At 65.3% G+C, this 22082-nt stretch carries 20 protein-coding genes and 1 pseudogene; 12 read left to right on the top strand and 9 right to left on the bottom strand.

All coding sequences use genetic code 11. The annotated features are described in order from the left end of the window. Positions 1–9: 9 nt before the first annotated feature. A complete protein-coding gene (locus PD284_RS08575) occupies positions 10–141 on the top strand; it encodes a hypothetical protein (RefSeq protein WP_274627787.1) in 132 nt (43 codons plus the stop codon). Positions 142–539: 398 nt separating this feature from the next. Further along, positions 540–1286: a sulfite exporter TauE/SafE family protein gene (locus tag PD284_RS08570; protein ID WP_274627786.1), complete on the top strand. Its 747-nt coding sequence runs from the start codon at positions 540–542 to the stop codon at positions 1284–1286. A gap of 22 nt (positions 1287–1308) precedes the next feature. Here PD284_RS08570 and PD284_RS08565 read toward each other — a convergent pair whose 3' ends face one another. Next, positions 1309–2832, bottom strand: a complete 1524-nt coding sequence (locus PD284_RS08565; RefSeq protein ID WP_274627785.1) for a protein adenylyltransferase SelO — start codon at positions 2830–2832, stop codon at positions 1309–1311. A 166-nt stretch (positions 2833–2998) separates the two neighbouring features. On the opposite strand from PD284_RS08565, the pseudogene PD284_RS08560 reads away from it, so the two are divergent. Beyond that, positions 2999–3214, top strand: a pseudogene (locus tag PD284_RS08560) (type II toxin-antitoxin system RelE/ParE family toxin); the annotation flags it as partial. Between the two features lie 29 nt (positions 3215–3243). Continuing rightward, entirely contained in the window at positions 3244–3549 is a 306-nt protein-coding gene (locus tag PD284_RS08555) for a HigA family addiction module antitoxin (protein ID WP_274627784.1), read from the top strand. Between the two features lie 67 nt (positions 3550–3616). Here the strand turns inward: PD284_RS08555 and PD284_RS08550 are convergent, their stop codons facing one another. After that, complete coding sequence (locus tag PD284_RS08550; protein WP_274627783.1) at positions 3617–4102, bottom strand: hypothetical protein; 486 nt, start codon at positions 4100–4102, stop codon at positions 3617–3619. A gap of 179 nt (positions 4103–4281) precedes the next feature. On the opposite strand from PD284_RS08550, the gene PD284_RS08545 reads away from it, so the two are divergent. Both PD284_RS08545 and PD284_RS08540 read left to right on the top strand, forming a co-directional pair. Next, a complete protein-coding gene (locus PD284_RS08545) occupies positions 4282–5514 on the top strand; it encodes an amidohydrolase/deacetylase family metallohydrolase (RefSeq protein WP_274627782.1) in 1233 nt (410 codons plus the stop codon). A 16-nt stretch (positions 5515–5530) separates the two neighbouring features. Beyond that, positions 5531–6298 (top strand): SDR family oxidoreductase, encoded by a 768-nt coding sequence (locus tag PD284_RS08540; protein ID WP_274627781.1) that lies wholly within the window; start codon positions 5531–5533, stop codon positions 6296–6298. A 105-nt stretch (positions 6299–6403) separates the two neighbouring features. On the opposite strand, the gene PD284_RS08535 is transcribed toward PD284_RS08540, so the two are convergent. Then, positions 6404–8182, bottom strand: coding sequence for an NAD(P)/FAD-dependent oxidoreductase (locus PD284_RS08535; RefSeq protein ID WP_274627780.1), 1779 nt, complete (start codon positions 8180–8182; stop codon positions 6404–6406). Positions 8183–8470: 288 nt separating this feature from the next. Between PD284_RS08535 and PD284_RS08530 the strand changes: the two genes are divergently transcribed. The 5 genes from PD284_RS08530 to PD284_RS08510 all read left to right on the top strand — a co-directional run bounded on the left by PD284_RS08530 (position 8471) and on the right by PD284_RS08510 (position 14350). After that, positions 8471–9277 (top strand): ABC transporter ATP-binding protein, encoded by an 807-nt coding sequence (locus PD284_RS08530; RefSeq protein WP_274627779.1) that lies wholly within the window; start codon positions 8471–8473, stop codon positions 9275–9277. 12 nt (positions 9278–9289) lie between these two features. Next, on the top strand, positions 9290–10135 hold the full coding sequence (locus PD284_RS08525) for an ABC transporter permease (protein WP_274627778.1): 846 nt from the start codon (positions 9290–9292) through the stop codon (positions 10133–10135). A 65-nt stretch (positions 10136–10200) separates the two neighbouring features. Continuing rightward, a complete protein-coding gene (locus tag PD284_RS08520) occupies positions 10201–11370 on the top strand; it encodes an ABC transporter substrate-binding protein (protein WP_274627777.1) in 1170 nt (389 codons plus the stop codon). Between the two features lie 205 nt (positions 11371–11575). Further along, positions 11576–12658, top strand: a complete 1083-nt coding sequence (locus PD284_RS08515; protein WP_274627776.1) for a Gfo/Idh/MocA family protein — start codon at positions 11576–11578, stop codon at positions 12656–12658. Positions 12659–12910: 252 nt separating this feature from the next. Beyond that, positions 12911–14350 carry an amidase gene (locus PD284_RS08510; protein ID WP_274627775.1) on the top strand — a complete coding sequence of 480 codons (1440 nt, stop codon included), beginning with the start codon at positions 12911–12913 and terminating at the stop codon, positions 14348–14350. A gap of 286 nt (positions 14351–14636) precedes the next feature. On the opposite strand, the gene PD284_RS08505 is transcribed toward PD284_RS08510, so the two are convergent. From PD284_RS08505 to gntR, 6 genes are all read right to left on the bottom strand, one after another. Further along, positions 14637–15212 carry a gluconokinase gene (locus tag PD284_RS08505; RefSeq protein ID WP_274627774.1) on the bottom strand — a complete coding sequence of 192 codons (576 nt, stop codon included), beginning with the start codon at positions 15210–15212 and terminating at the stop codon, positions 14637–14639. Between the two features lie 6 nt (positions 15213–15218). Continuing rightward, positions 15219–16208, bottom strand: a complete 990-nt coding sequence (locus PD284_RS08500) for an ABC transporter permease (protein ID WP_274627773.1) — start codon at positions 16206–16208, stop codon at positions 15219–15221. Beyond that, positions 16205–17185: an ABC transporter permease gene (locus PD284_RS08495; RefSeq protein WP_274627772.1), complete on the bottom strand. Its 981-nt coding sequence runs from the start codon at positions 17183–17185 to the stop codon at positions 16205–16207. Before PD284_RS08495 ends, PD284_RS08500 begins: the two co-directional genes overlap by 4 nt. Further along, a complete protein-coding gene (locus PD284_RS08490; protein ID WP_274627771.1) occupies positions 17182–18735 on the bottom strand; it encodes a sugar ABC transporter ATP-binding protein in 1554 nt (517 codons plus the stop codon). Before PD284_RS08490 ends, PD284_RS08495 begins: the two co-directional genes overlap by 4 nt. 97 nt (positions 18736–18832) lie before the next feature. After that, positions 18833–19957 (bottom strand): sugar ABC transporter substrate-binding protein, encoded by a 1125-nt coding sequence (locus tag PD284_RS08485; RefSeq protein ID WP_274627770.1) that lies wholly within the window; start codon positions 19955–19957, stop codon positions 18833–18835. Between the two features lie 274 nt (positions 19958–20231). Next, positions 20232–21263 (bottom strand): HTH-type transcriptional regulator GntR, encoded by a 1032-nt coding sequence (gene gntR / locus PD284_RS08480; protein ID WP_274627769.1) that lies wholly within the window; start codon positions 21261–21263, stop codon positions 20232–20234. Positions 21264–21548: 285 nt separating this feature from the next. Here gntR and PD284_RS08475 point away from each other — a divergent pair, with 285 nt between their 5' ends. After that, entirely contained in the window at positions 21549–22037 is a 489-nt protein-coding gene (locus PD284_RS08475) for a hypothetical protein (RefSeq protein ID WP_274627768.1), read from the top strand. Positions 22038–22082 lie beyond the last annotated feature (45 nt).

Here is a 22082-nt window from a genome sequence, read left to right as displayed (position 1 = left end):
GAGTGAATGATGGACGAACTCGCGGACAGGAAATACGACTGGGTGGCTGCGCTGGCCTTCTGGTCTGGCGCTGCGGTGATCGTGGTCAGTCTTGTTGCTCTTGCGATCGCGCTGGGTGCAGTCGTCGCGACAATCCTTTGAACCGCCGATCGTGCAGTCCTTTGGTACGCAGGGCCGTTCCGCGAAAACGTCCTTCAGTTCTGCTCTGCCCTGCCGCTGGTCTAGTCGAGGTCCCAAGGTTGACTTTCCTGCCGCCGAGGGCCACGCCCTCCACATGAACGCGACCGAGCGCCATCTACTCTTGTCCTGCGGGGTACGCCCCATCGCGGGCGTCTGACCCCCGGCCAGGCTGCGTCGCGCCCCGGCCGCGGGGCAGAGGCGGGCTTTCCGCGATGCGGGGACCAGGCCGGAAACGCGACAACGATCCCTGAACGACAATCGCACCTTGCGACCTCAGCTGTGCGGCGCCTGCCGATCGGCAATCAGCCAGCTCCGTCCGCGGCGTGACTGCCGCAGCCTCCGCGAATGGAAGGAATAGCATGACCGAATATCTGATCCTGGCCGCAGCGGCGTTCTTTGCCGGGATGCTGAACACGGTAGCGGGCGGAGGCACGTTCCTGACCTTCCCCGCGCTGGTCTATACGGGTGTCCCCAGCGTGGCGGCGAACGCGACGAGCGCGGTCGCCGTCTTTCCGGGCTATCTCGGCGGCGCGCTCGGCTTCCGCAGCGAGATCGCCGCGCTGGATCGCAAGCAGCTCCTGAAGACCGTCGCGGCGACGGCGGTGGGCGGGCTGGCGGGCTCGCTCCTGCTCCTGGTCTCGTCCAACGAGGCGTTCTCCGCCGTTGTACCGTTCCTCCTGGCGCTCGCCACCCTGGCCTTCGCGTTCCGCGAGCAGCTTCAGGGATGGGCGCAGCGGCACAGTTTGGGGAAGCCGCACGGACCGTTCGGAACCCTGCTGGTGGCGCTCTTCGGCGGCTACTTCAACGGCGGGCTCGGCATCGTGCTCCTGGCGCTGTTCTCGCTCTGGGGGATGCGCGACCTCAACCTCATGAACGGGCTGAAGAACGGGCTCTCATTCGTGCTGTCGGCGATCTCGGTCGCGACCTTCGCCGCTGCCGGGATCGTCGCCTGGCCCCAGGCAATACTCATGATGGTGGCGGCGACGATTGGCGGATACGCCGGAGCACCCGTCGCGCGAGCGCTGCCGGCGGGGGTCGTCAGGGCTATCGTCATCGTGGTTGGCGCAACCATGAGCGCGATCTTCTTCTGGCGGTTGATCGCTTGACGAGAACCGCAGCGCGCCCGGCCTATGTCCCGCAGAAAGTCTGCAGGACGCGCTCGTGCTCCTTCGGCGGCTCGGCATAGTGCGCCATCTCCGGCTGCTCGTCGAAGGGGCGCGCCAACACAGTCAAAAGTTCCTCGAACGGGCGGAAATCCGCTCGCTCGACCGCCGCCTGGATCAGCGCTTCGATGCGGTGGTTGCGCGGGATGTATTTCGGGTTGTTCGACCGCATGACCTGTCGCCGTTCCTCGTCGCGGCCGGCCTCGCGGGAAAGGCGCTCGCGCCATCGACGCGCCCACTCGTCGAACAGCGGCGGCCAAGCGAACTGGGCCCGGGCCGTCCCCTCTCCGGGGACAGCATCAAGGTCATCCCCCAGCGCACGGAAGGTCAGGGTGAAGTCCGCCTGCTGCTTCGCCATCAGCTCGAACAGATCGCTGATCAGCTTGAGATCGTCCGCCTCCTCGGTGAGCAGTCCGAGCTTGCGCCGTAGCCCGCTGTGGAACGTTGCCTCGTAGTGACGCTGAAATGTCCTCAGTGCCGCCTCTGCGAGCTCCACGCCCTTGTCCTGGTCGGCGTCGAGCAGCGGCACCAACGTCTCGGCCAGGCGCGCCAGGTTCCACACTGCGATCCCCGGCTGATTGGCATACGCGTAGCGGCCCTGACGGTCGATCGAACTGAACACGGCCGCGGGGTCGTACTGGTCCATGAAGGCGCAGGGTCCGTAGTCGATCGTCTCGCCCGAGATCGCCATGTTGTCGGTATTCATGACGCCGTGAATGAAACCGACGAGCATCCAGCGCGCCACCAGCGCCGCTTGGGCGGCGATCACGGCTTCGAGGAACGCCAGATAGGGGTGGTCCGCGCCGCGGGCTGCCGGATAATGGCGTTCGATCGCGTGGTCGGCGAGCAGCCTCACCGCCTCGAGGTCGCCGCGCACCGCAAAGTACTGGAAGGTGCCGATGCGGATGTGGCTCGCCGCCACGCGCGTGAGCACTGCGCCCGGCAGCCGCGTTTCGCGATAGACCGGGTCCCCGGTCAGCACCGCGGCGAGCGTGCGCGTGGTCGGAATGCCCAGTGCGGCCATCGCCTCGCTGACGACGTATTCCCTGAGCACCGGGCCAAGTGCCGCCCTGCCGTCGCCGTTGCGCGAGAAGCGCGTCGGGCCGGAGCCCTTGAGCTGGATGTCGCGACGTCTCCTTCTGCGATCGATCACCTCGCCGATCAGGAGCGCGCGCCCGTCGCCGAGCTGCGGCACGAAATTTCCGAACTGGTGTCCGGCATAGGCCATGGCGATCGGGTCGGCGTTTGGCGGAAAGGCGTTGCCCGCGAGCATCGCGACGCCTTCCGGGCCGGCAAGCCGCGCGGCATCGAGGCCGAGTTCCCGCGCCAGCGCGTCGTTCAGCCGGATGAGCTTCGGAGCCGACACGGGACTCGCATCGGTGCGCGCGAAAAAGCGCTCCGGCAGCCGCGCATAGCTGTTGTCGAAGGGCGCGAGCGGCGCGTCTTTTTCTTCGGTGGAAAGGGCCGCGGGCGAAATGTGTCCGGCCATGGAGTTGTCTCTCGGTGTGATCTGATCCTTCTGATAACAGATAATCGCACCGTTTGTTCAGCGGGAGGTGCGCACCCATCAATCAGTTTGCGCAAACATCCGTATCAGGCAATGATACAAATGGCGGAGCGACCGATGATCGTCTCATACAAGGGCAAGCTGCTTCCCGAATGACATTCTTGCCGGCGGAGAACGCAAGCTTCGCGCCCGGAACAATGCCGTCGAGCTGAACGATCTTCGTTCCCCTCCCGGAAATCGTCTCGAGGCATTGAAAGGAGACCGCTTGGGACAATATGCGATCCGCATCAACGACCAGTGGCGTATCTGTTTCAAGTGGACCGACGCCGGCCCCGCAAGCGTCGAGATTGTCGATTATCACTAGGCTGGTCCGCAAGCTGGATGGAGACCCTGATGACATTCCGCTTTGCAAGACCGATCCATCCCGGAGAATTCCTTCGGGAGGAGTATCTGGTCCCCCTCGGACTCAGTGCGGGTGCGCTCGCGAAGAGGCTCGGTCTCCCCCGCACCCGGATCGAACGCATCGCGAGGGAGGAAATCGGCGTAACCCCCGACACAGCCTTGCGCCTCGCCCGGTTCTTCGACACCACGCCCGAGTTCTGGATGAATTTCCAGCAGGCCTATGAACTCGAGACTGAGGCAAGGAGGCTCGAACAGGTGCTGAAAACCATCGAGCCGCTCGCGGACAAGGCCGCGTAGCGCGCGATCACGATCGCAGTCCACGTTCCTTTCCTATCCGGGCAGGCTGTTTGCTGGCGGGCCGGCCCTACCGACCCAAGGGGTGCGGCATGTAGCCGACGAAGCCGGCGATCTTCCAGCGGCCGCCGACACGCCGGCAGAAATAGAGCGTCTGCCAGTTCAGCTTGTCGAGCGTGCCGTCGGCCTTTGCCACCGACCCGTTGAACTTCTTGTGCAGCACGGCCCGGTCGCCGTCGACATCGATGTCGCGCATGTTGGTGACCCGGAACAGTGCGTCCCGCAGGGGCTCCTTGAACTCCGTCTTCGCGGTCTCGGCCGCCTGCCGCAGCCACTCGTCGCGATAGACTTCCAGCCGCGGGAACTGCAAGCGCCAGGCGTCAGCGTCGTTGAGGAAATGCGCGTGCATCCCGAAGAAACTGTCGGCAATGAAATCGTCCTCGACCATTCCCCAGTCCTGCGTCAGGAAAGCGTCGATGTCCCGCCGTACCAGCATCTCCCAGAGCGCATGGCGATCGGTATCGGCTTCTGGGAAAGGATTCCTGTCGTACGTCATGTCTCGCCTCTTCTCGGAACCCAGGCAGCATGCGCGGCGGCGTGTAAATAAGCAACATCCATTTGGGCGAGATTGACCAGATAAATGTTGCTTTCCAACAATTCGTCTGTGACAACTTGCAAGAACATCGAAGGGCGCGAGCGGGGAAAGTCCGCCGGCCGCAGCAAAGGGGAATTCGGATGCGCTATGATCTGCTCGTCAAGGGCGGGCGCCTGATCGATCCGCAATCCGGCGTCGACGCGCGCCGCGACATCGCCGTTGCGGACGGGCGTATCGCCGCGATTGAATCCGACATCCCCACCGACCGTGCGAGAGACGTCATCGACGCGGCAGGCCGCATCGTGACGCCCGGCCTCATCGACCTGCACAGTCACGTCTACTGGGGCGGCACGTCGCTGGGCGTCGACGCCGACCGGCTTGCGGCCAGGAGCGGCACCACGACCTTCATCGATGCGGGCAGCGCCGGCGCCGGCAATTTTCTGGGCTTCCGCCGCCACGTGATGGAGCGATCGAAGGTCCGCATCCTCGCCTACGTGAACATTTCCTTTGCCGGCATCTTCGGCTTCGCGGAGACGCTGATGGTCGGCGAGTGCTCGGACCTCAGGCTGTGCGACCCGCGCGAGGCGGTCGCCTGCGTGGACGAGCATCGCGACGTCGTGGTGGGCATGAAGGTGCGCGCCGGCAAGCATGCCAGCGGAACCAGCGGCATCGCGCCCGTCGACCTCGCCGTCGAGGCGGCGGACCATGTCGGCCTGCCTCTGATGGCGCATATCGACGAGCCGCCGCCGGGCCGCTCGGAGGTGCTGCCCCGCCTGCGCCGCGGCGACGTGCTGACCCACTGCTTCCGCCCCTTCCCCAACGCGCCGGTCTTCGCCTCCGGCGCAGTGCGCCCCGACATGCATCTGGCGCGCGAGCGCGGCGTCATCTTCGACATCGGTCACGGCATGGGCTCGTTCGACTTCGACGTCGCCCGGTCCATGCTGAAGGAAGGGCTGGCGCCTGACGTCATCAGCAGCGACGTCCACCTCTACTGCGTCGACGGTCCGGCCTTCGACATCCTCGTCTGCATGTCCAAGCTGATGGCGCTGGGCATGTCGCTGACCGAAGTGATCCGCGCGGCGACCGAGACTCCTGCCCGTGCTATCGCACGGCCGGAACTCGGTACGCTGGCGGTCGGGGGCGCAGCCGACATCACCATGATCGAGGAGCGCGTCGCGCCGATCAGCTTCTACGATGCACGCGGCGCGGAACTGGTCGCGGAGCGGCGCCTCGTCTCCCACGGCATCGTCGCCGGCGGTAAATGGTGGCCCAACGAGGCCGTCGACAAGACCGACGATCTGGCGCACTACGTTCCGGCCGAGCGGCGGACCCATGTGCACGTGGCTGCCCGGCATTTCGGACGCTGCTGCTGACCAGGAGAGGCCACGCATGTCGACCCCCCTTTTTGATCTGACCGGACGCACCGCGCTGATCACCGGTTCGACGCGCGGCCTCGGCCGCGCCTTTGCTGAGGGGCTTGCTGCGGCAGGGGCAAGGGTCATCCTCAACGGAACCGACCGCACGCGCGTCGCAGCCGCGGTGGAGGAGATGCGCGCGCGGGGATATGCCGCCGACGGCGTCGCCTTCGACGTGACCGACGAACCGGCCATTGTCGGCGCGTTCGAAAAGCTCGACGCCGACGGCGCCGCCGTCGACATCCTGGTCAACAATGCAGGCATCCAGTGGCGCAAGCCGATGGTCGACCTGCCGACCGCGGAATGGCAGCGGGTGCTGGACATCAACCTCACCGCCGCCTTCGTCGTCGGGCGCGAGGCGGGCAGGCGCATGGTCGCGCGCGGCCGCGGCAAGATCATCAACATCGGCTCCGTGACCAGTTCGCTCGCCCGCGCCACCATCGCGCCCTATGCGGTGACCAAGGGCGGCATCAAGATGCTGACCCAGCAGATGGCGGCGGAATGGGCGGCGAGCGGCGTGCAGGCCAACGCGATCGCGCCCGGCTACATGCTCACCGAGATGAACGAAGCGCTGACCTCGAACCCGGACTTCGATGCCTGGGTGAAGGCGCGCACGCCGGCCCGCCGCTGGGGCAAGCCGGAGGAACTGATCGGCGCGGCCGTCTTCCTCGCCTCACCCGCGTCCGACTATGTCAACGGCCAGATCATCTACGTCGACGGCGGCATGACCGCGGTGCTGTAGGCACCAACTTCCCTTCTCCCCTTGTGGGAGAAGGTGGCCGAGCCCCCGGGGCTTGCCTCCGGCAAACCCGAGGACAGGCACCGCGAGGTCGTCCGCGTTCTCGCCTTACCCCGGCTCCCCATAGACAGGCGTCGAGATCCCTTCCATGCGAGCCTTGAGCTGCATGGCCACGTATTTCGAGTAGAAGCGCGACAGAGCGAGGTTGCCGCCGTGGAACCACAGCGCCTCGTGCGCCGTCGGCTTCCACATGTTGCGCGGCTCGCCTTTCCAGGGGCCCGGATCGCCCTTGACGCCCGAGCCCAGGCCCCAGCACGGACCGATCCGGTCGGCAGCCTCCCGGGACACGATGCCGGCCACCGTCTCGTGCATGGACTGGTAGCCCGTGCAGGCGATGATCACATCGGCCTCGATCTCGCTGCCGTCGTCGAACGCGATTCCGGTCTCCGTCAGCCCGGTGATCGACGCACCGCTCTTCACCTTGATTTCGCCGCCGATGATCAGGTCGGAGGCGCCGACATCGATGTAGTAGCCGGAGCCCGTCCGATAGGCCTTCATCATCAGGCCACTTTCGTCCTCGCCGAAGTCGATCGCGAAACCGGCGCTCTCCAGCTGCCGGTAAAAGTCGGCGTCGCGCCTTCGGATCTCGTCGTAGAGCGGCCGCTGCGTCTCCGGCATCAGCGCGAAAGGCGTCGACGCGGCGATCATGTCCGCCCTGTCGGTCGTGATCCCGCGTGCGACTGCGCCTTCCGAATAGATGTCGAAGGCGAGCTCCATCAGGGTCGCGGACTTCACCACCGTCGTCGGCGAGCGCTGGATCATCGTCACCTCGGCGCCGCTCTCCCAGAGGTCCACGCTGACGTCGTGCGCCGAACTGGCGGCGCCGATCACCGCCACCTTCTTGCCGCGGAAATCCGCCCCGTTCGCATAGGCGCTCGAATGAAGGATTTTGCCCTTGAACCGGTGACTGCCCGGCAGGTCGATCAGGCGCGGCGGCCCGTAGGCGCCGGTGGCGAAGACGAGGTGTTTCGGCCTGAGCACGACCTTCTCGCCGCCCCGGTCAACTTCGACCGTCCACTCCCCGGCCTTGCCGTCATAGGAGGCCCGCGTGCAGGTAGACTGGGTCCAGTAGTTCAGCTCCATCACCCGGGCGTACATTTCCAGCCAGTCGCCCATCTTGTCCTTGGGCGTGAAGACCGGCCAGTGTTCCGGGAAGGGGATGTAAGGCAGATGGTCGTACCAGACCGGATCATGAAGCACGAGCGTGCGGTAACGGTTGCGCCAGGAGTCACCTGCACGCGCATTCTTCTCCAGAATGATCGCCGGCACGCCGAGCTGCTTCAACCGCGCGCCCAGCGCGATGCCACCCTGTCCGCCGCCGATCACCAGCACATAGGGCTGTTCCTGCGAACCGAGCGATGCTTGCTCCCGCTGCCGCGCCTCCGACCAGGTCTCGCGCGCCGGATCGGCCTTGTGGCGTACGCCGAGCGGCCGCGTAGCGCCCCTCTTTTCCTCGAAGCCTTTCAGATCGGTCGTCGCGGTGAACAGCGTCCGGCACTTTCCGTTCCGGAGCCGCATAAGCCCGCTGCCCCACGCGACAGACGTCTCGAAGGTGAACCACGCCTCGATGGTCCCATTTTCCTCGGCGGCTTCGCCCTCGATCGCCCACCCCGAAGGCCGCGCCGAAGCAAGCGTCGCCGCCAGCATCTCCCGGACGCCTTCGCGCCCCTCGACAGTCTTGATGTTCCAGCTAAAGGCCAGCAGGTCGCGCCAGTAGCATTCGTCCAGAAACAATCCCGCCACCGCCGCAACGTCTCCCGCCTCGATTTGATGCGAGAAAGATGCAAGCCAGTCGGCAGCCTGTTTCGTTGGAGATATACCTAGCATTCGCAACCCCTCCCTGACCGCGGAGGGGATCTGACCATCACAGCTGCCCGCACTCCACCAGTAATAACCTCTGCCCCGCCGACGCGCCTGGCGAAATCAGTATGTAGGAAAGCAACACCGGACACAAGCGTTCAAAAATAAGCAGAATCATGAGCTTACCGATTCAGAGCAATGGAATGCAGCAATTACGTCAGTTCCCGACTTGACACTAAAGTAGGTTAGTTTCAGACTGAATTTTGCGGTCTGGTGGAGAGGATGGCCACCGCGTCGCCGCGCTTAAGGGGGAGCATGAAAGCGGTCGATCAGAAACTGCCCAAGCTGGGCGTTCAGGGGGCGACGAAGGTCTATCAGACGGCCTCGGGCAACCTTCTTGCGCTCAACCGCTGCACATTCGATGTGCAGGCCAATGAAATCGTTTCGATCGTCGGCCCTTCCGGCTGCGGCAAGACCACGCTGTTGTGGTGCATGTCCGGCCTCCATGGCCTGAGCGGCGGCGCGATCGCGCTCGACGGCAAGCCAATCACCGGCCCCCACCCGGACATCGGCATCGTCTTCCAGGAGGCCAACCTGCTGCCCTGGCGCAACCTCGACGCCAACATCAACTTCCCTTTCGAGATCAAGGGAACGACGCCGGACAAGCAGTGGATCAACCACCTGCTCCAGCGTGTCGGGCTGGAAGGCTTTGGCAGCAAGTTCCCGCGCGAGCTTTCGGGCGGCATGCAGCAGCGCGCCGCGATCGTGCGCGCCCTTTCGCTGAAACCTTCCGTGCTGCTCATGGACGAGCCCTTTGGCGCACTCGACAGCTTTACACGCGACGAGATGAACCGGCTGGTCGAGGAGATCTGGCTCGACGCCCCGACAACCATCGTCTTCATCACCCACTCCATCGAGGAAGCGATCTTCCTGTCCGACCGCGTCGTCGTGCTGTCGCCGCGTCCGGGCCGCGTTGCCAAGGAATACCAGGTCCCCTTCCCGCGGCCGCGCTCGTTCGAGATCATGGCGACCAAGGAAGTGTTTGACCTCACCAATGCGATCAAGTTGGATATCGTCGGCGGGCGCATCGGCGCCGCGGCGCGGTCCGCGGCTGCCAATTGAGGATGTGCTGAAGTGAGCCAGAGCGACGCCATCCCCGAATTCAGCAAGTCGAAGTCCGGCGACGGCGGCGACGTCAGCCTGACCAACCTGTCAGCCTTTTCGAGCGGCGGCGCCAAGACCCGCACCGAGATCCTCGCCATCGTTGCTGTTGCCGTCGCCATCATCGGCGGCGCCGAGCTGGCGCTGCGCCTCTTCGAGGTGCCGCACTACATCATGCCGCCGCCGAGCGAGATCGCCTGGGCGCTGGTCGACGAGTTCCCGCTCATCGCTCCGCATCTCGGCCACACGCTGGTCGAGCTGCTTTCCGGCTTCGCCATCGGTTCCCTCGTCGGCCTGATCATGGCCGCGGTGATCACGCAGTTCCCGTTCGCGGAGAAGATCGTCGCGCCCTACATCCTGCTGCTCGTCACCACGCCGATGCTGGCGCTGGTCCCGCTGCTCATCCTGCGCTTCGGCTTCGGCTATACGCCGCGCATCATCGCGGTGGCGCTGGCCGCCGGCCCGATGGTGATGATCAACGCCGCCACCGGTTTCCGCCGCGTCGACAGCGCCAAGATAGCGCTCGCTCGCTCCTACGGCGCATCGACGCTCCAGATCTTCTGGAAGATCCGCGCCCCGATGGCGCTGCCGATGATCCTGGTCGGCCTGATGATCGGCGCGATCTTCGGCCTGCTGACGGCCGTCGGCGCAGAGATGGTCGGCGGCGGCTTCGGGCTGGGCAACCGCCTGACAAGTTATTCGTCCATGATCCAGATGCCGCAGTTCTTCGCAGTGGTGCTGATCCTATCGATCCTCGGCATCCTGATCTACGTGCTGTTCTTCTTCATCGGGAAGAAGTGGGCGAGTTGGGAGGCCTGACGACGACGATCAGGCGGAGAACGGCAGACAAGAAACTCAACATCAAACAAACTGGGGAAATTGCCATGATCACCAAGTCACATCTCACCGGCGGGCTGCCGATGAGCCGCCGCCAGTTCCTGCAGGTGACCGGCGCTGGCGTCGTCACCGCCACTGCGCTTGGCGCGCCCGGCCTGATGGGCAAGGCGCAGGCCGCGACCTACGAGAAGTTCACCTGGATTTCGCCGCGCGGCACGCTCGAAGTGCTCGACGACTATCCGTATTGGATCGCCAAGAAGATGGGTTACTTCGGCGATCTCAACACGGCCATGGAGCCCGGCCCGTCGGACGGCACCGCGACCGTGAAGTTCGTCGATGTCGGCCAGGCCGACATGGGCTTCCCGTCGCCCGGCATCTTCTCCTTCGCCATCCAGAACGGCATGAAGCTGAAGAGCGTGTTCCACATGGGCGCGCGCGACACCTTCTCCTTCGCCTTCCGCAAGGGTGAGGGCATGGCGGACCTGAAGGGCCTGGAAGGCAAGACGATCCTGCTCGGCTCCGCCGCATGGCAGGCGATCACCGACCCGATGCTCGCCGCCCAGGGCGTCGACGTGACCAAGGTGAAGTATGTCGAGGCCGGCTGGCCGACCTGGGGCACGGCTCTGGCCGCTGGCCAGGGCGACGCTGCTCTGTCGTGGGAAGGCCTGCGCGCCGAATGGATCGCGACCGGGCTGAAGTTCGACTACTGGCTGGGCGTGCAGAAGTCGAAGATGCCGGCGAACACCTTCGTCGTGCGCGCCGCCGACCTCGAGGACCCGGACAAGAAGGCGTTCCTTGAGAAGTACCTGCGCGCCTGGGCGATGGGCCTCGAATTCGGCCACCAGAACCCGCGCGCGGCGGTCGAGGCGGTGTTCGAGCAGTTCCCGGCCTTCGCCAAGAACACCGGGCCGGAACTCGGCACCACCTCGCTCCTGCAGCAGGACAACGTGTTCCGCGGCGACATGGACAAGCGCGAGGGCTGGGGCTCGCACGATATGGCGAGCTGGCAGGGCTTCTTCGACGAGATCCTGAAGATCGGTCAGATCAAGGCGGCGGTGAAGGCGGAGGACGTCTGCACCAACGAGCTGATCAAGGCGGCGAACGACTTCGACAAGGCCAAGGTCAAGGCCGACGCCGATGCCTACAAGCTCACGGACGAGTTCGCCAAGATCGACGTCGAGACCGTGCGCAAGCACATGTTCGACGACGCGGTGTGAGGGATCGCTACCAGTAACCGACTGAACGCCTCCTCTCCGTCGCGCTTCGCGCGACACCTCTCCCCCACTTAGTGAGGAGAGAGGACAGGCGTCCAGTCTGGCTCCCATCCTCTCCCCCGTCGATCGGGGGAGAGGTGTCGCCGCGGAGCGGCGGCGGAGATGGGGGTCGCAACCAATATCGTGTGCAGTTCTCTGGGAGGGCACCATGCCGGACAAAGTCAAAATCCTCGTCGTCGGCCTCGGCAACATGGGGGCCTCGCACGCCAGCGCCTATCATCGCAATCCGGGCTTCGAGATCGTCGGCCTGATGAGCCGCTCGATCAAGTCGAAGAAGATCCCCGACGAGCTCAAGGGCTACCCGCTCTATGAGGACTACGACCAGGCGCTGAAGGAAGCCAGGCCCGACGCGGTGTCGATCAACTCCTGGCCGAACACGCATGCGGAATATGCGCTGAAGGCGATCGACGCCGGCTGCCATGTCTTCATGGAGAAGCCCATCGCCACCAACATCGAGGACGCAGAAAAGGTCGTCGCGGCTGCCCGTGCCAAGGACCGCAAGCTGGTGCTGGGCTACATCCTGCGCGTCCACCCGTCCTGGATAAAGTTCATCGAGGTGGGCAAGACGCTTGGCAAGCCCCTGGTCATGCGCCTCAACCTCAACCAGCAGTCCAGCGGGCCTGCCTGGCACTGGCACAAGAACCTGATCGACTCGCTGATCCCGATCGTCGACTGCGGCGTCCACTATGTCGACGTGATGTGCCAGCTGACGGGCGCCAAGCCCGTGCGCGTCCACGGCATCGGCGCCAAGCTGTGGGCCGAGGCCGACAAGGACAATTACGGCCACCTGCACGTGACCTTCGACGACGGTTCGGTCGGCTGGTACGAGGCCGGCTGGGGCCCGATGATGAGCGAGGTCGCCTTCTTCGTGAAGGACGTGGTGGGTCCCAAGGGCGCGGTGTCGATCGTCGCCAACCAAGGCGGCAGCGTGACCGAGACTGAAAAACTCTCCGACTCCGCCGACATCGACAAGCACACCAAGACCGACGCCATCAAGATCCACCACGCGGCGGTCGATGCCGACAAGAACTGGTCGAAGCCCGACGAGATCCTCTCGATGACCGACGAGCCCGGCCACCAGGAGCTCTGCGACCGCGAGCAGGCCTTCTTCCTGAAGGCCATCCAGGAAGACCTCGACCTGTCGGAGTCCATGGACGCCGCGGTCAACTCCCTGCGCATCGTGCTTGCGGCCGAGCGGAGCATCCAGGAGCAGAAGGCGATCGATCTGTAGGCGGAGATCGGTCTCACCACTCGCGAAGCCTGGAACACCCCTCATCCGACCTCGCTTCGCTCGGCCACCTTCTCCCACAAGGGGAGAAGGAACGTCTTGCGCCGAAGCCGCCGTCAGTCGCGGACGTCGAGGATCTGCGGAGATGCCGAAGCAGGACTTTACCTTCTCCCCTTGCGGGAGAAGGTGGCCGCGAAGCGGTCGGATGAGGGGTGTTCCAGGAAACGTCGCCGCAACAATAACGGAGGAAGCCACATGCCGATCACCGACAGCCTGTTGAAGACCTATGCCGACGCCGATGGCCTCGAGCTCGGCGGAATGGTCAATCGCGGCGAGGTTTCCCCGGCCGAGCTCGTCGAGTGCGCCGCGACGCTGATCGACCGCCTCAATCCCGAGCTCAACGCGATCGTGCACAAGCTCTACGACATGGGGCGCGCGGCGGCGAAGTCGGTCGACACCGCGGCACCCTTTGCCGGCGTGCCGTATCTCCTGAAGGAGCTTGCCTCGTCCTGGGAGGGCGCGCCGACCACCAATTCGTCCTACTACCTCAAGGACCTGGTCGCGACATTCGACGGCGTGGCGGTGCAGCGCACCAAGGCCGCGGGCTTCCTGCTCGTCGGCAAGTCCAACGCGCCGGAGAACGGCTGGTCGATCTCGACCGAGCCGAAGATGTACGGCGCGACGAAGAACCCTTGGAAGGACGGCATCACCGCCGGCGGCTCCAGCGGCGGCACGGCGTCCGCGGTCGCCTCGCGCATGGTCCCGCTCGGCGAGGCAAGCGACGGCGCCGGCTCGATCCGCGTGCCGGCCTCCTGCTGCGGCACGGTCGGCCTAAAACCGTCGCGCGGCAGAGTCACGCTCTCGCCCAGCGGCGACTTCTGGTACGGCGGCGCCTACTTCTTCTGCAATTCGCGCACCGTGCGCGACACGGCGGCCTATCTTGATGCACTCGCCGGCGGCATGCCTGGCGACGTCTACACGCCGCCAACGCCGACCGAGAGCTGGTTGGAGCTGTCGAAGCGCGCCCCACGGAAGCTGCGCGTCGGCTACTCCGTGACGCCGCCGAACGGCACTGCGATCGATCCGCAGGTGAAGGCTGCCGTCGAGGCGACTGTGCGCACGCTGGCTGGGCTCGGCCATGAGGTCGAGGAGCACGATATGGCGCTTGACGGCGATGCGGCGTGGAAGACCTACACGCGCATGTGCACGGTGGAGACCGCGGTCGTCTTCGACTTCCTCGCGCAGTTCGTCGGCCGTCCTGTTTCGCCGGCTGACGTCGAGCCGATCACGTGGGCGGTCATCGAGCGGGGACGCTCGCTGAAGGCCACCGAGCACGCCTCCGACATCGAGGCGCTCCGCCAATTGAGCCGTGCCGTGGCGACCGACCTCAACCCCTACGACATCTTCGTCACACCAACGTTGACCCAGCTGCCGCGGCCGATGGGCTTTTACGACATGTCGATGACGGACCTCGACGCCTACAACGCGAAGTGGCACGACGCCGCCTTCATGTTCCCCTTCAACTTCTCGGGCCATCCGGCCATCTCGCTGCCGCTCGCGCAGTCGAAGGAGGGCATCCCCATCGGCGTGCAGCTCGTCGGCCGCTATGGCGACGAGGCCACCGTGCTCGCAGCCTCGACGCAGCTCGAGCAGGCGATGCCCTGGAAGGACAGGCGGCCTCCGATCGCGGCGTAGCGGCGAACCAACGGCGATTGGTGGCGCGCCTCCCCGCTTCGTCATCCTCGGGCGGCGCGAAAGCGAAGCTGAGCGGAGACCCGAGGACCCATGCCGTGACGGATACGCAGGACGCCTAACCGCGCGAATACACGTGAGCGCCATGTGTTGCGGCAGCGGCAATGTGCGCATCGGCGGCCTGCCAGTTCACGGCATGGGTCCTAGGGTCGCGCTCCGCTTCGCTGCGCTTGCCCTAGGATGACGAAAGAAAATTGATGTGCGGCGGCCATCGCCAGCGCCGCGGACGCTATGCTCCCTCGCCGGCGAAGGATCCCCTGGCCCCACCCCTTGCCGCAACTGCCCGCGCCGCCTGCTCGACAAGCTCCTTCACCGGCAGCGCGCCGTCCAGCGTGAGCGCATTTTCGTCCGGCTCGGGAGGCTGGAGGTCGGCGAACTGGCTGTCGACGAGGCTCGCCGGCATGAAGTGGCCCGCTCGTCCGGCGACACGGCGCCGGGCGGTCTCCGGGTCGATGCGCAGATAGACGAACAGGGTGCCCGGCATGCGCATCCTGAGGCGATCTCGATAGATCCGCTTGAGCGCCGAGCATGCGGCGATCACGCCCTCGCCCGCGCTCCCGGAGGCGGCCATCTCCTCGCCGATCCTGTCCAGCCAGCCGCGGCGCAGCTGGTCCGTCAGCGGCAGGCCGCTCGACATGCGCGCCACGTTTTCCGGCGGATGCAGCCGGTCGCCTTCGATGAAGCGATATCCGAGCCTGGCGGCGAGCCGTGCGCCGATCGCCGACTTGCCGCAGCCGGCGACCCCCATGACCACGACGGCGGGAGGGCCAAGCGGAGCACCGCCATGCTTTCGTTCGTCATTCATGGTCCGTCACCGGGTAGCCGGCGCGCGGCCGTAGAGCAGGAGCATGATGACGATGACGATGCCGTAGGTGATCTGGCGGCCGGCCTCCGGCATCTGCATGACCGACAGGATCGACTGCAGCAGCGTGATGAGGATGACGCCCGCGACCGTGCCGAGATAGGAGCCCCGGCCGCCCAGGATGGACGTGCCGCCGAGCACGACCGCCGCGATGGCGGGAAGCAGATAGGCGTCGCCCATCGACTGCGCCGCCTTGGAGGCGTACCCAGCCAGAAGCACGCCGCCGAAGGCGCTCAGGCCCCCGGCGACGGCGAACGCAATGAGCACGATGCGCCGGGTGTCGACGCCCGAGAGGTAGGCCGCGCGCTCCTGGTTGCCGATGCCGTAGACCGAGCGTCCAAACGTCGTGCGGGTCAGCGCAAACACCGTCGCCGCCCCGATGATCGCCCAGACGATCACCGCGTTAGGAACGCCCGGAACGAGGAAGCCGGTCGCCAGCCAGCGCATCGCCTCCGGCGCTGAATCCTGCGGCGAGAAGCCGCCGGTGTAGACGACCATGAGGCCCTGGGCGACGGCATTGGTGGCAAGCGTGATGATCATGGACGGGATGCGCAGATAGGCCACGCCGAAGCCGTTGACCAGCCCGATCAGAACGCCGCAGAGCACGCCGAACGGAATTGCCAGCAGCCCGCCAAGCGGACCCATGGCGGCCGCCGCACACGCCATCATCGCCCCGGTGGACACCACCCAGGGCACGGAGAGATCGATCTGCCCGAGCAGGACGACCAGCATCATGCCGGTCGCGATGACGCCGAGGAACGACGCCACCTTAAGCTGCTGAAGCAGGTATTCCGGCGAAAGGAAGCTGGTGGAGTAGATGCTGCCGACGACGAGCAGCATAAGGATGCAGCCGAAGGCGGTGGCCACCGCCGGATCGAAGCGACGGACGAATCTCGGCATGCGGCTCGCCTGGCTCCCGCTCGTGGTCGTGTCGCTCATCCGAACCACTCCAGTCGGTTGCGCACCCTGAACAGTGCAAATGCGCCGAGGCTCACGGCAAGGAGCAGGACCACCCCCTGGAACAGCGGCTGCCACAGCGGCTCGAAATCGAAGACGAAGAGCAGGTCGCCGATGGTGCGAAAGGCGAATGCGCCGAATATCGCGCCGATCAGGCTGCCCTTGCCGCCGAACAGCGACACGCCGCCGAGCACCACGGCGGCGATCGAGAACAGCGTGTAGGCGCTGCCGCTCGCATAGGCCGCTTCGCCGGTATAGGTGAAGAAGGTGAGGAACAGGCCGCCGACGGCGGCCAGCAGCCCCGACAGCGTATAGGCCATGAACTTGCCTCGCCGGATCGGCATTCCGGACATGTAGGCGGCGATCTCGGACGAGCCGGAGGCATAAGCCGCCCGCCCATAGACTGAGCGGCTGAAGGGCACCCAGACGACCAGCACGACGGCCAGCAGCGTGACGAGGCTGGCAGGCATGAAGCCGAACAGTTTTGTCGTGAGTGCATCGGCGAGGTCTTCGTTGACCGAGCCGCCGGGTGTCGGCCGCAGGAGCAACGCCAAGCCATAATAGATGGCGCCGGTGGCAATCGTGGCGACGATCGGCTGCAGCCTGCCGTAAATGACGATGGCTCCGTTGAGGGCGCCGCACAGGGCGCCGACCAACAGCACCGCGACCACCCCGAGCGCGGTTTCCATGGGCGTGCCGACGACGATCCAGGACGCGAGGCAGTTGGTGAGCAGGAAGATCATGCCGACCGACAGGTCGATGCCTGCCGTGATCACCACCAGGGTCTGGGCCATCGCCACGAAGGCGAGCAGCACGCCCTTGTTGGCCGCCGTCTGGACGACGTTGGCCGTGAACCCCGCGGGATGGTTGGCCGTGTAGATGATGAACATCACCACGAAGATGCCCAGCGCCAGCAGCGTGCCGCGCTGTTCCGCGAACCAGTAGCGCCACTCGCTCATGCTGTTACCCCCGCCCTCGCCGCCGCCTCTGCAGTCGAGATGTTCAGGGCGCTGGCGATCAGGTTGTGCACGTTGATCTCGTTGCCGACGAACTCGCGCTTGATCTCTCCATCATAGAGCACGATGACCCGGTCGCAGCATCCGATCAGCTCGTCGTAGTCGGTGGAGTAGAAGAGGATCGCCGCACCGGCGTCGGCAAGCCGCCTGAGCAGCTGGTAGATCTCCTGCTTTGTGCCGACGTCGATGCCGCGGGTCGGATCGTTGAGCAGGATGATGCGCGGTTGCCGCATCAGCCACTTGGCGATGACGACTTTCTGCTGGTTGCCGCCGGACAGTGCGCCGACTGGAATGTCGTAGCCGGCCGTTCTTATCGCCAGGAGCTGCACCATCTCCTCGATCAGCGCGTTCTCCCTAGCCGTATCGACTACGCCCGCGCGGCCCGAGACCCGGTCGAGGGCTGCGAAGGAAAGGTTCTCGCGCACCGTCATGGGCAGCATGAGGCCCTCTGTCTTGCGGTCCTCGGGGATCAGCGCCATGCCGATGCGGTTGCTCTTGGCGGCTGACGGACCACGGATCGAAGCAGGCTTCCCGTCCACCACCACGTCCCCCGTGCAGCCCCTGAGAACCCCGAACAGCGCCAGCAGGAGTTCGCGCTGGCCCTGCCCGTCGAGGCCGCCGAGTCCGACGATCTCGCCCGGCCGCATGGCAAAGCTGATGTTGCGCAGCCGATCCGTCCAGTTGAGCTTGCGGCACTCCAGGACGGGTTGCCTCTCGAGCTGCGGCGGCGGCTTGGGCGGGAAGACGTGGCTGTACTCGCGCCCGATCATCAGCTCGACCACCTCATTGTCGGTCTTGGCGCCCGCCTTGTACGTCGCGACATAGCGCCCGTTCCGGTAGACCGTGCACTCGTCCGCCAGCTCGGCGATCTCGTGCATGCGGTGGGAGATGTAGATCAGCGCGAGACCTTCCTGCCGCAGCCGCTTCAGCACGTCGAACACTTTCGAGACGTCGGCCGCCGTTAGCGCGGAGGTCGCCTCGTCGAGGATGAGGATGCGCGGCTTGCGCGCCAGCGCCTTGGCGATCTCGACCATCTGCCTACGGGACAGTGGGAGATCCTTGACCAAGGCGGAGGGATGGATGTCGGCGGCTCCTGCCCGCGCAAGCGCTTCCTCGGCGATTCTGCGCTGGGCCTTCCGGTCGATCATGCCGAGACGCCGGGGCGGGTTCGACACGACGATGTTGTCCGCGACGCTGAGGTCGGGGATCAGCGAGAGTTCCTGGAAGATGCATACGATGCCGGCATCATTGGCTGCCGCGGGAGACGCGAAGGTGACCTCGCGGCCGTCCAGGGTCATTCGGCCCTCATCGGCCGCGACGACGCCGGACATGACCTTGATCAGGGTCGACTTGCCCGCGCCGTTCTCGCCCAGGATCGCATGAATTCGCCCGGCGTGGACGGCAAGCTCTGCCTTCTCCAGCGCACGCACGCCGCCAAACCGCTTGGAGACGCCCTCCATGCGAAACAGAGGTTCGACGGAACCATCCTGCATCACCCACCTCGTGTAAAGGTCCGGCGGCCCCATGTCGGACCGCCGGCAAAGAGAAGGCGAACGCCGCCGATGGGCGGCGGCGTTCCTCTTGAGCGAGCTACTGGTTTTCCTTCGACTGCCCCATGATCTCCTGGGCGGTGAAGTTGATCCCGCAGGTGGGGAAGGAATTGCCGACGAAGAAGTTGTCGGACTGGTCGGGGAAGTAGTCCTGGCCTTCCTTGAAGTCCGGATCGGAGACGATCGCCAGCGGCAGCTTGACCGACTGCGGCACCACCTGGCCTTCCAGTGCGGCAATCGCCGTCTTGATGGCGACGGCGACCTGCGCGGGGCCGGTACCGGCCGACGTGCACTTCAGGCCATCTCCCGCGTGCGCCGCGCAGAACTTGCGGAAGCCGTTTTCCGTCTCGCCGCCAAAGGGCACGAACGGGTGCTTGGCGTCGATCATCGCCTGCACGACGCCGGTGTCGCCGCCCTGGGCGGTGATGCCGTCGAACGCCTTGTGCACGGCAATGGCGTCAGCCGTCGCCTTCTGCGCGGTCGGATCGTCCCACTTGCCGACGACCTCGACGATGTCCCACTTCTTGCTGGTGGCGCCGAGCGTCTCGTGGATGCCGTTGTGACGGTCGGTGTCGACCGACGTGCCGGCGACGCCGCGAACCTCGAGGATCTTGCCGCCGTTCGGCAGATGCTTGTCGAGCCATTCGGCCCAAAGCACGCCGAGACCCTTCTGGTCGACGTTGACGTTGATGGCGTCCTGGGTGTCGAGGATGTTGTCGAAGGCGACGAGGACGACGCCCGCCTCCTTGGCGCGCTTGATCACCGGCGCGAAGGCGGTGGGGTTCTGCGCGTTGACGACGATGGCGTCATATCCGCTGTCGATGAAGTTGTTGATGGCGGAGATCTGGGCGGGGACGTCCTCGCCGGTCGACACCACCTTGAATTCTTTCAGTTTCGCCGCAACGTCGGGCTGCGCCGCATAGGCCTTGGCGGTCTGGATCATCTGGATGCGCCAGGTGTTCGCGATGTAGCCGTTCGCCAAAGCGATGCGGTAGGGGCCGTCCTTCTTGGGAAACTTGAAGAACTTGGTTTCGGCTGTCCACGGCACCATGCATTCGGGTTCCGCGGCAGGTCCGGCTACGATTTCAGGCTCGGCGATGGCAGTCGAATGCATCAACAGAAATGCGGTCGCGCCGAAGGCGCCACCGATAAGCGATTTCAGCATTGTCTCCTCCCGATTTGGTACTTGCCAATGCGCGATCGGGTCGAGCGCCGGGATAGCGGCAGGAAAGCTTACGACGTCGCTACCGCGACGGCGCCGCCACACGTCGATGCATGCTCCCTTTCGCTGGATGCGGACCTCAGGTCTCCTCCCTTCATGTCCGCACAACGATCGATGGTAGCGCTACCACGTGAAATTGTAAAGCGACCAAATTGCCGGGTTTATCCCGGTTCGCGGCCGCTTGCCGCGGGAGAACAGCAGAATTGGAGGTTGCTCGTCAAAACGAACGCGACGTGCTTTCGCGTATCTCGAGATGGAAGCCGACATCCACGACGCGCTGCTCGGGCCGTTCGCCGCCCATCGCGGCACGCGCCATATCGACGGCCTGCCGGCCGATCCGGTAGCGGTGCGTCTTGACGCTGGTGATCGAGGGGAACGCCACCTTCATCATCTCGAGATCATTGAAGCCGGCAATTCCGATCTTGGCAGGCACGGCGAGCGCGGCGCGATTGCACTCGAAAAGCACGCCCAGCGCCAGATCGTCATTGTTGCAGAAGACCGCGTCGAGCGTCGGTACGCGCGCCAGCGCGTCGCGGAACAGCTCGCGCCCAAGCGTCACGCTCGAGGGTTGCGACGTGGTCGTGATCAGCCTTGAATCGAATTGACGTGCCTCCTCCATGGCTGCGCGATAGCCAGCCAGTCGCCGTTGCGAGCGAGGATCCATGCGCGCGCCGATGAACCCGATGCGGCGATAGCCGGCCTCCAGCATGTGCCGCGTCACCGCCTTGCCGCCATCGAAATGCGAGAAGCCGACCAGCATGTCGACGGGGTCCGAGCCGGTTTCCATGATCTGGACCACAGGGCATCCGGCGGTTTCGAGCAACGCCCGTGCCCCCGGGGTCTGGTCGATGCCGGACACGATAAGCGCGGAAGGCCGCTGGCCGAGGAAGACACGCAGCAGCCGCTCCTCCTCCATGCCAGAGTAATGCGTGTCGCCGAGAAGCACCTGGAGATTGCTGTCGCCCAGTCCGTCATAGATGCCGCGCACCACTTCGGCGAAGACGTTGTTGGTCAGCGACGGGATGAGCACGCCGATCACGTCGGCCCGGGCGGAGGCCAAAGCCCGGGCGTTGCTGTCGGGAACATAGCCAAGCTCCTCGACGGCCGCCGAGATCTGTCGCCGCAGCTCCACTGAAACTCGGTCCGGCTCGCGCAGAGCGCGAGACACGGTGATGGCGCCCACGCCGGCTCGCTTGGCGACATCCGCAATAGTCGGCCGCCCGACGCCACGTCTCGTCCGCGGCTTCATGGCGAGCCCGCAGCGCCGCGCAAGGCACGCTTTGGTAGCGGATACAAGACCTTGGGTGGCTTTCCCCTCATATGCCGAGTCTTTAGCAGCCTTTGGCGGATTTGCGAACGCTCTCCCGGACACCGACGACTGAGGATCGAGGCGCCTGCACCTACGGCCTTGTCTGCAGCCACGTTCGCGACATAACCCTGTGTTCTGATGAATCGGATGCGGAACCGCATCGCATGCGAGGCATTGGCCTCGCGAGATGAGGATTTAGAGGACGGCGGAAGAGACGAGATGAACATGCATGTTGAGACGCGGCCCGGCGGCTTGTGCGGTGGTTTCCTGGCGCTGGTTGCTGCACTCGCAATCACCGCTGGAATTGCCTCTGCCCAGGGAGTCGAGAGCAAGGAATCGGTGGATGCGATCGTCGGTTCCGAGGTTCAGGAAGAGGAAACGCAGGCTGCAGTCGACGAGGATAAGGTGATCGCCGCCATCGAGAACACCGCTGAAGCCACCCGGACCGTGCGCAAGGTGTCGAAGCTCGCAAAGGTCGAGATCGTATTCCTGACGGACGCCACTGCATCGGAAGGCGGCCCCCCTGCTGCCATTCAGGCCAAGGTCGAGGAAAATAAGGCGGATATCGCCGAATTGCGCAAGGAGCTGGAAGGCAACGCCATGCTCTTCCACGCGATCGATTCGCGACAGATCCTCATTCAGGACGTGCTGGCGGTATCTTTCCCGAATCCCGACAGCGTAACCATCTACGCGGCGGCAAAACCGGCAGGCTAACTGACGCTGATTCCGCTGGCGGCGCCGGTTCAGCGCCATGAGGCA

Origin of the sequence: Mesorhizobium shangrilense, assembly GCF_028826155.1 — a bacterium.
GTDB classification, from domain to species: Bacteria; Pseudomonadota; Alphaproteobacteria; order Rhizobiales; family Rhizobiaceae; genus Arvimicrobium; species Arvimicrobium flavum.
Note: the sequence above shows the minus strand (reverse complement) of the source record. Positions and strands in the feature narration are given on the sequence as shown.

What these genes read in the sequence shown, in the direction of transcription:
- PD284_RS08540 (WP_274627781.1), top strand. Translation starts at nt 5,531, where the DNA reads ATGTCGACCCCCCTTTTTGATCTGACCGGACGCACCGCGCTGATCACC.
- PD284_RS08545 (WP_274627782.1), top strand. Translation starts at nt 4,282, where the DNA reads ATGCGCTATGATCTGCTCGTCAAGGGCGGGCGCCTGATCGATCCGCAA.
- PD284_RS08510 (WP_274627775.1), top strand. Translation starts at nt 12,911, where the DNA reads ATGCCGATCACCGACAGCCTGTTGAAGACCTATGCCGACGCCGATGGC.
- PD284_RS08535 (WP_274627780.1), bottom strand. Translation starts at nt 8,182, where the DNA reads ATGCTAGGTATATCTCCAACGAAACAGGCTGCCGACTGGCTTGCATCT.
- PD284_RS08490 (WP_274627771.1), bottom strand. Translation starts at nt 18,735, where the DNA reads ATGCAGGATGGTTCCGTCGAACCTCTGTTTCGCATGGAGGGCGTCTCC.
- gntR (WP_274627769.1), bottom strand. Translation starts at nt 21,263, where the DNA reads ATGAAGCCGCGGACGAGACGTGGCGTCGGGCGGCCGACTATTGCGGAT.
- PD284_RS08550 (WP_274627783.1), bottom strand. Translation starts at nt 4,102, where the DNA reads ATGACGTACGACAGGAATCCTTTCCCAGAAGCCGATACCGATCGCCAT.
- PD284_RS08530 (WP_274627779.1), top strand. Translation starts at nt 8,471, where the DNA reads ATGAAAGCGGTCGATCAGAAACTGCCCAAGCTGGGCGTTCAGGGGGCG.
- PD284_RS08520 (WP_274627777.1), top strand. Translation starts at nt 10,201, where the DNA reads ATGATCACCAAGTCACATCTCACCGGCGGGCTGCCGATGAGCCGCCGC.
- PD284_RS08485 (WP_274627770.1), bottom strand. Translation starts at nt 19,957, where the DNA reads ATGCTGAAATCGCTTATCGGTGGCGCCTTCGGCGCGACCGCATTTCTG.
- PD284_RS08505 (WP_274627774.1), bottom strand. Translation starts at nt 15,212, where the DNA reads ATGAATGACGAACGAAAGCATGGCGGTGCTCCGCTTGGCCCTCCCGCC.
- PD284_RS08555 (WP_274627784.1), top strand. Translation starts at nt 3,244, where the DNA reads ATGACATTCCGCTTTGCAAGACCGATCCATCCCGGAGAATTCCTTCGG.
- PD284_RS08475 (WP_274627768.1), top strand. Translation starts at nt 21,549, where the DNA reads ATGCATGTTGAGACGCGGCCCGGCGGCTTGTGCGGTGGTTTCCTGGCG.
- PD284_RS08575 (WP_274627787.1), top strand. Translation starts at nt 10, where the DNA reads ATGGACGAACTCGCGGACAGGAAATACGACTGGGTGGCTGCGCTGGCC.
- PD284_RS08515 (WP_274627776.1), top strand. Translation starts at nt 11,576, where the DNA reads ATGCCGGACAAAGTCAAAATCCTCGTCGTCGGCCTCGGCAACATGGGG.
- PD284_RS08570 (WP_274627786.1), top strand. Translation starts at nt 540, where the DNA reads ATGACCGAATATCTGATCCTGGCCGCAGCGGCGTTCTTTGCCGGGATG.
- PD284_RS08495 (WP_274627772.1), bottom strand. Translation starts at nt 17,185, where the DNA reads ATGAGCGAGTGGCGCTACTGGTTCGCGGAACAGCGCGGCACGCTGCTG.
- PD284_RS08500 (WP_274627773.1), bottom strand. Translation starts at nt 16,208, where the DNA reads ATGAGCGACACGACCACGAGCGGGAGCCAGGCGAGCCGCATGCCGAGA.
- PD284_RS08565 (WP_274627785.1), bottom strand. Translation starts at nt 2,832, where the DNA reads ATGGCCGGACACATTTCGCCCGCGGCCCTTTCCACCGAAGAAAAAGAC.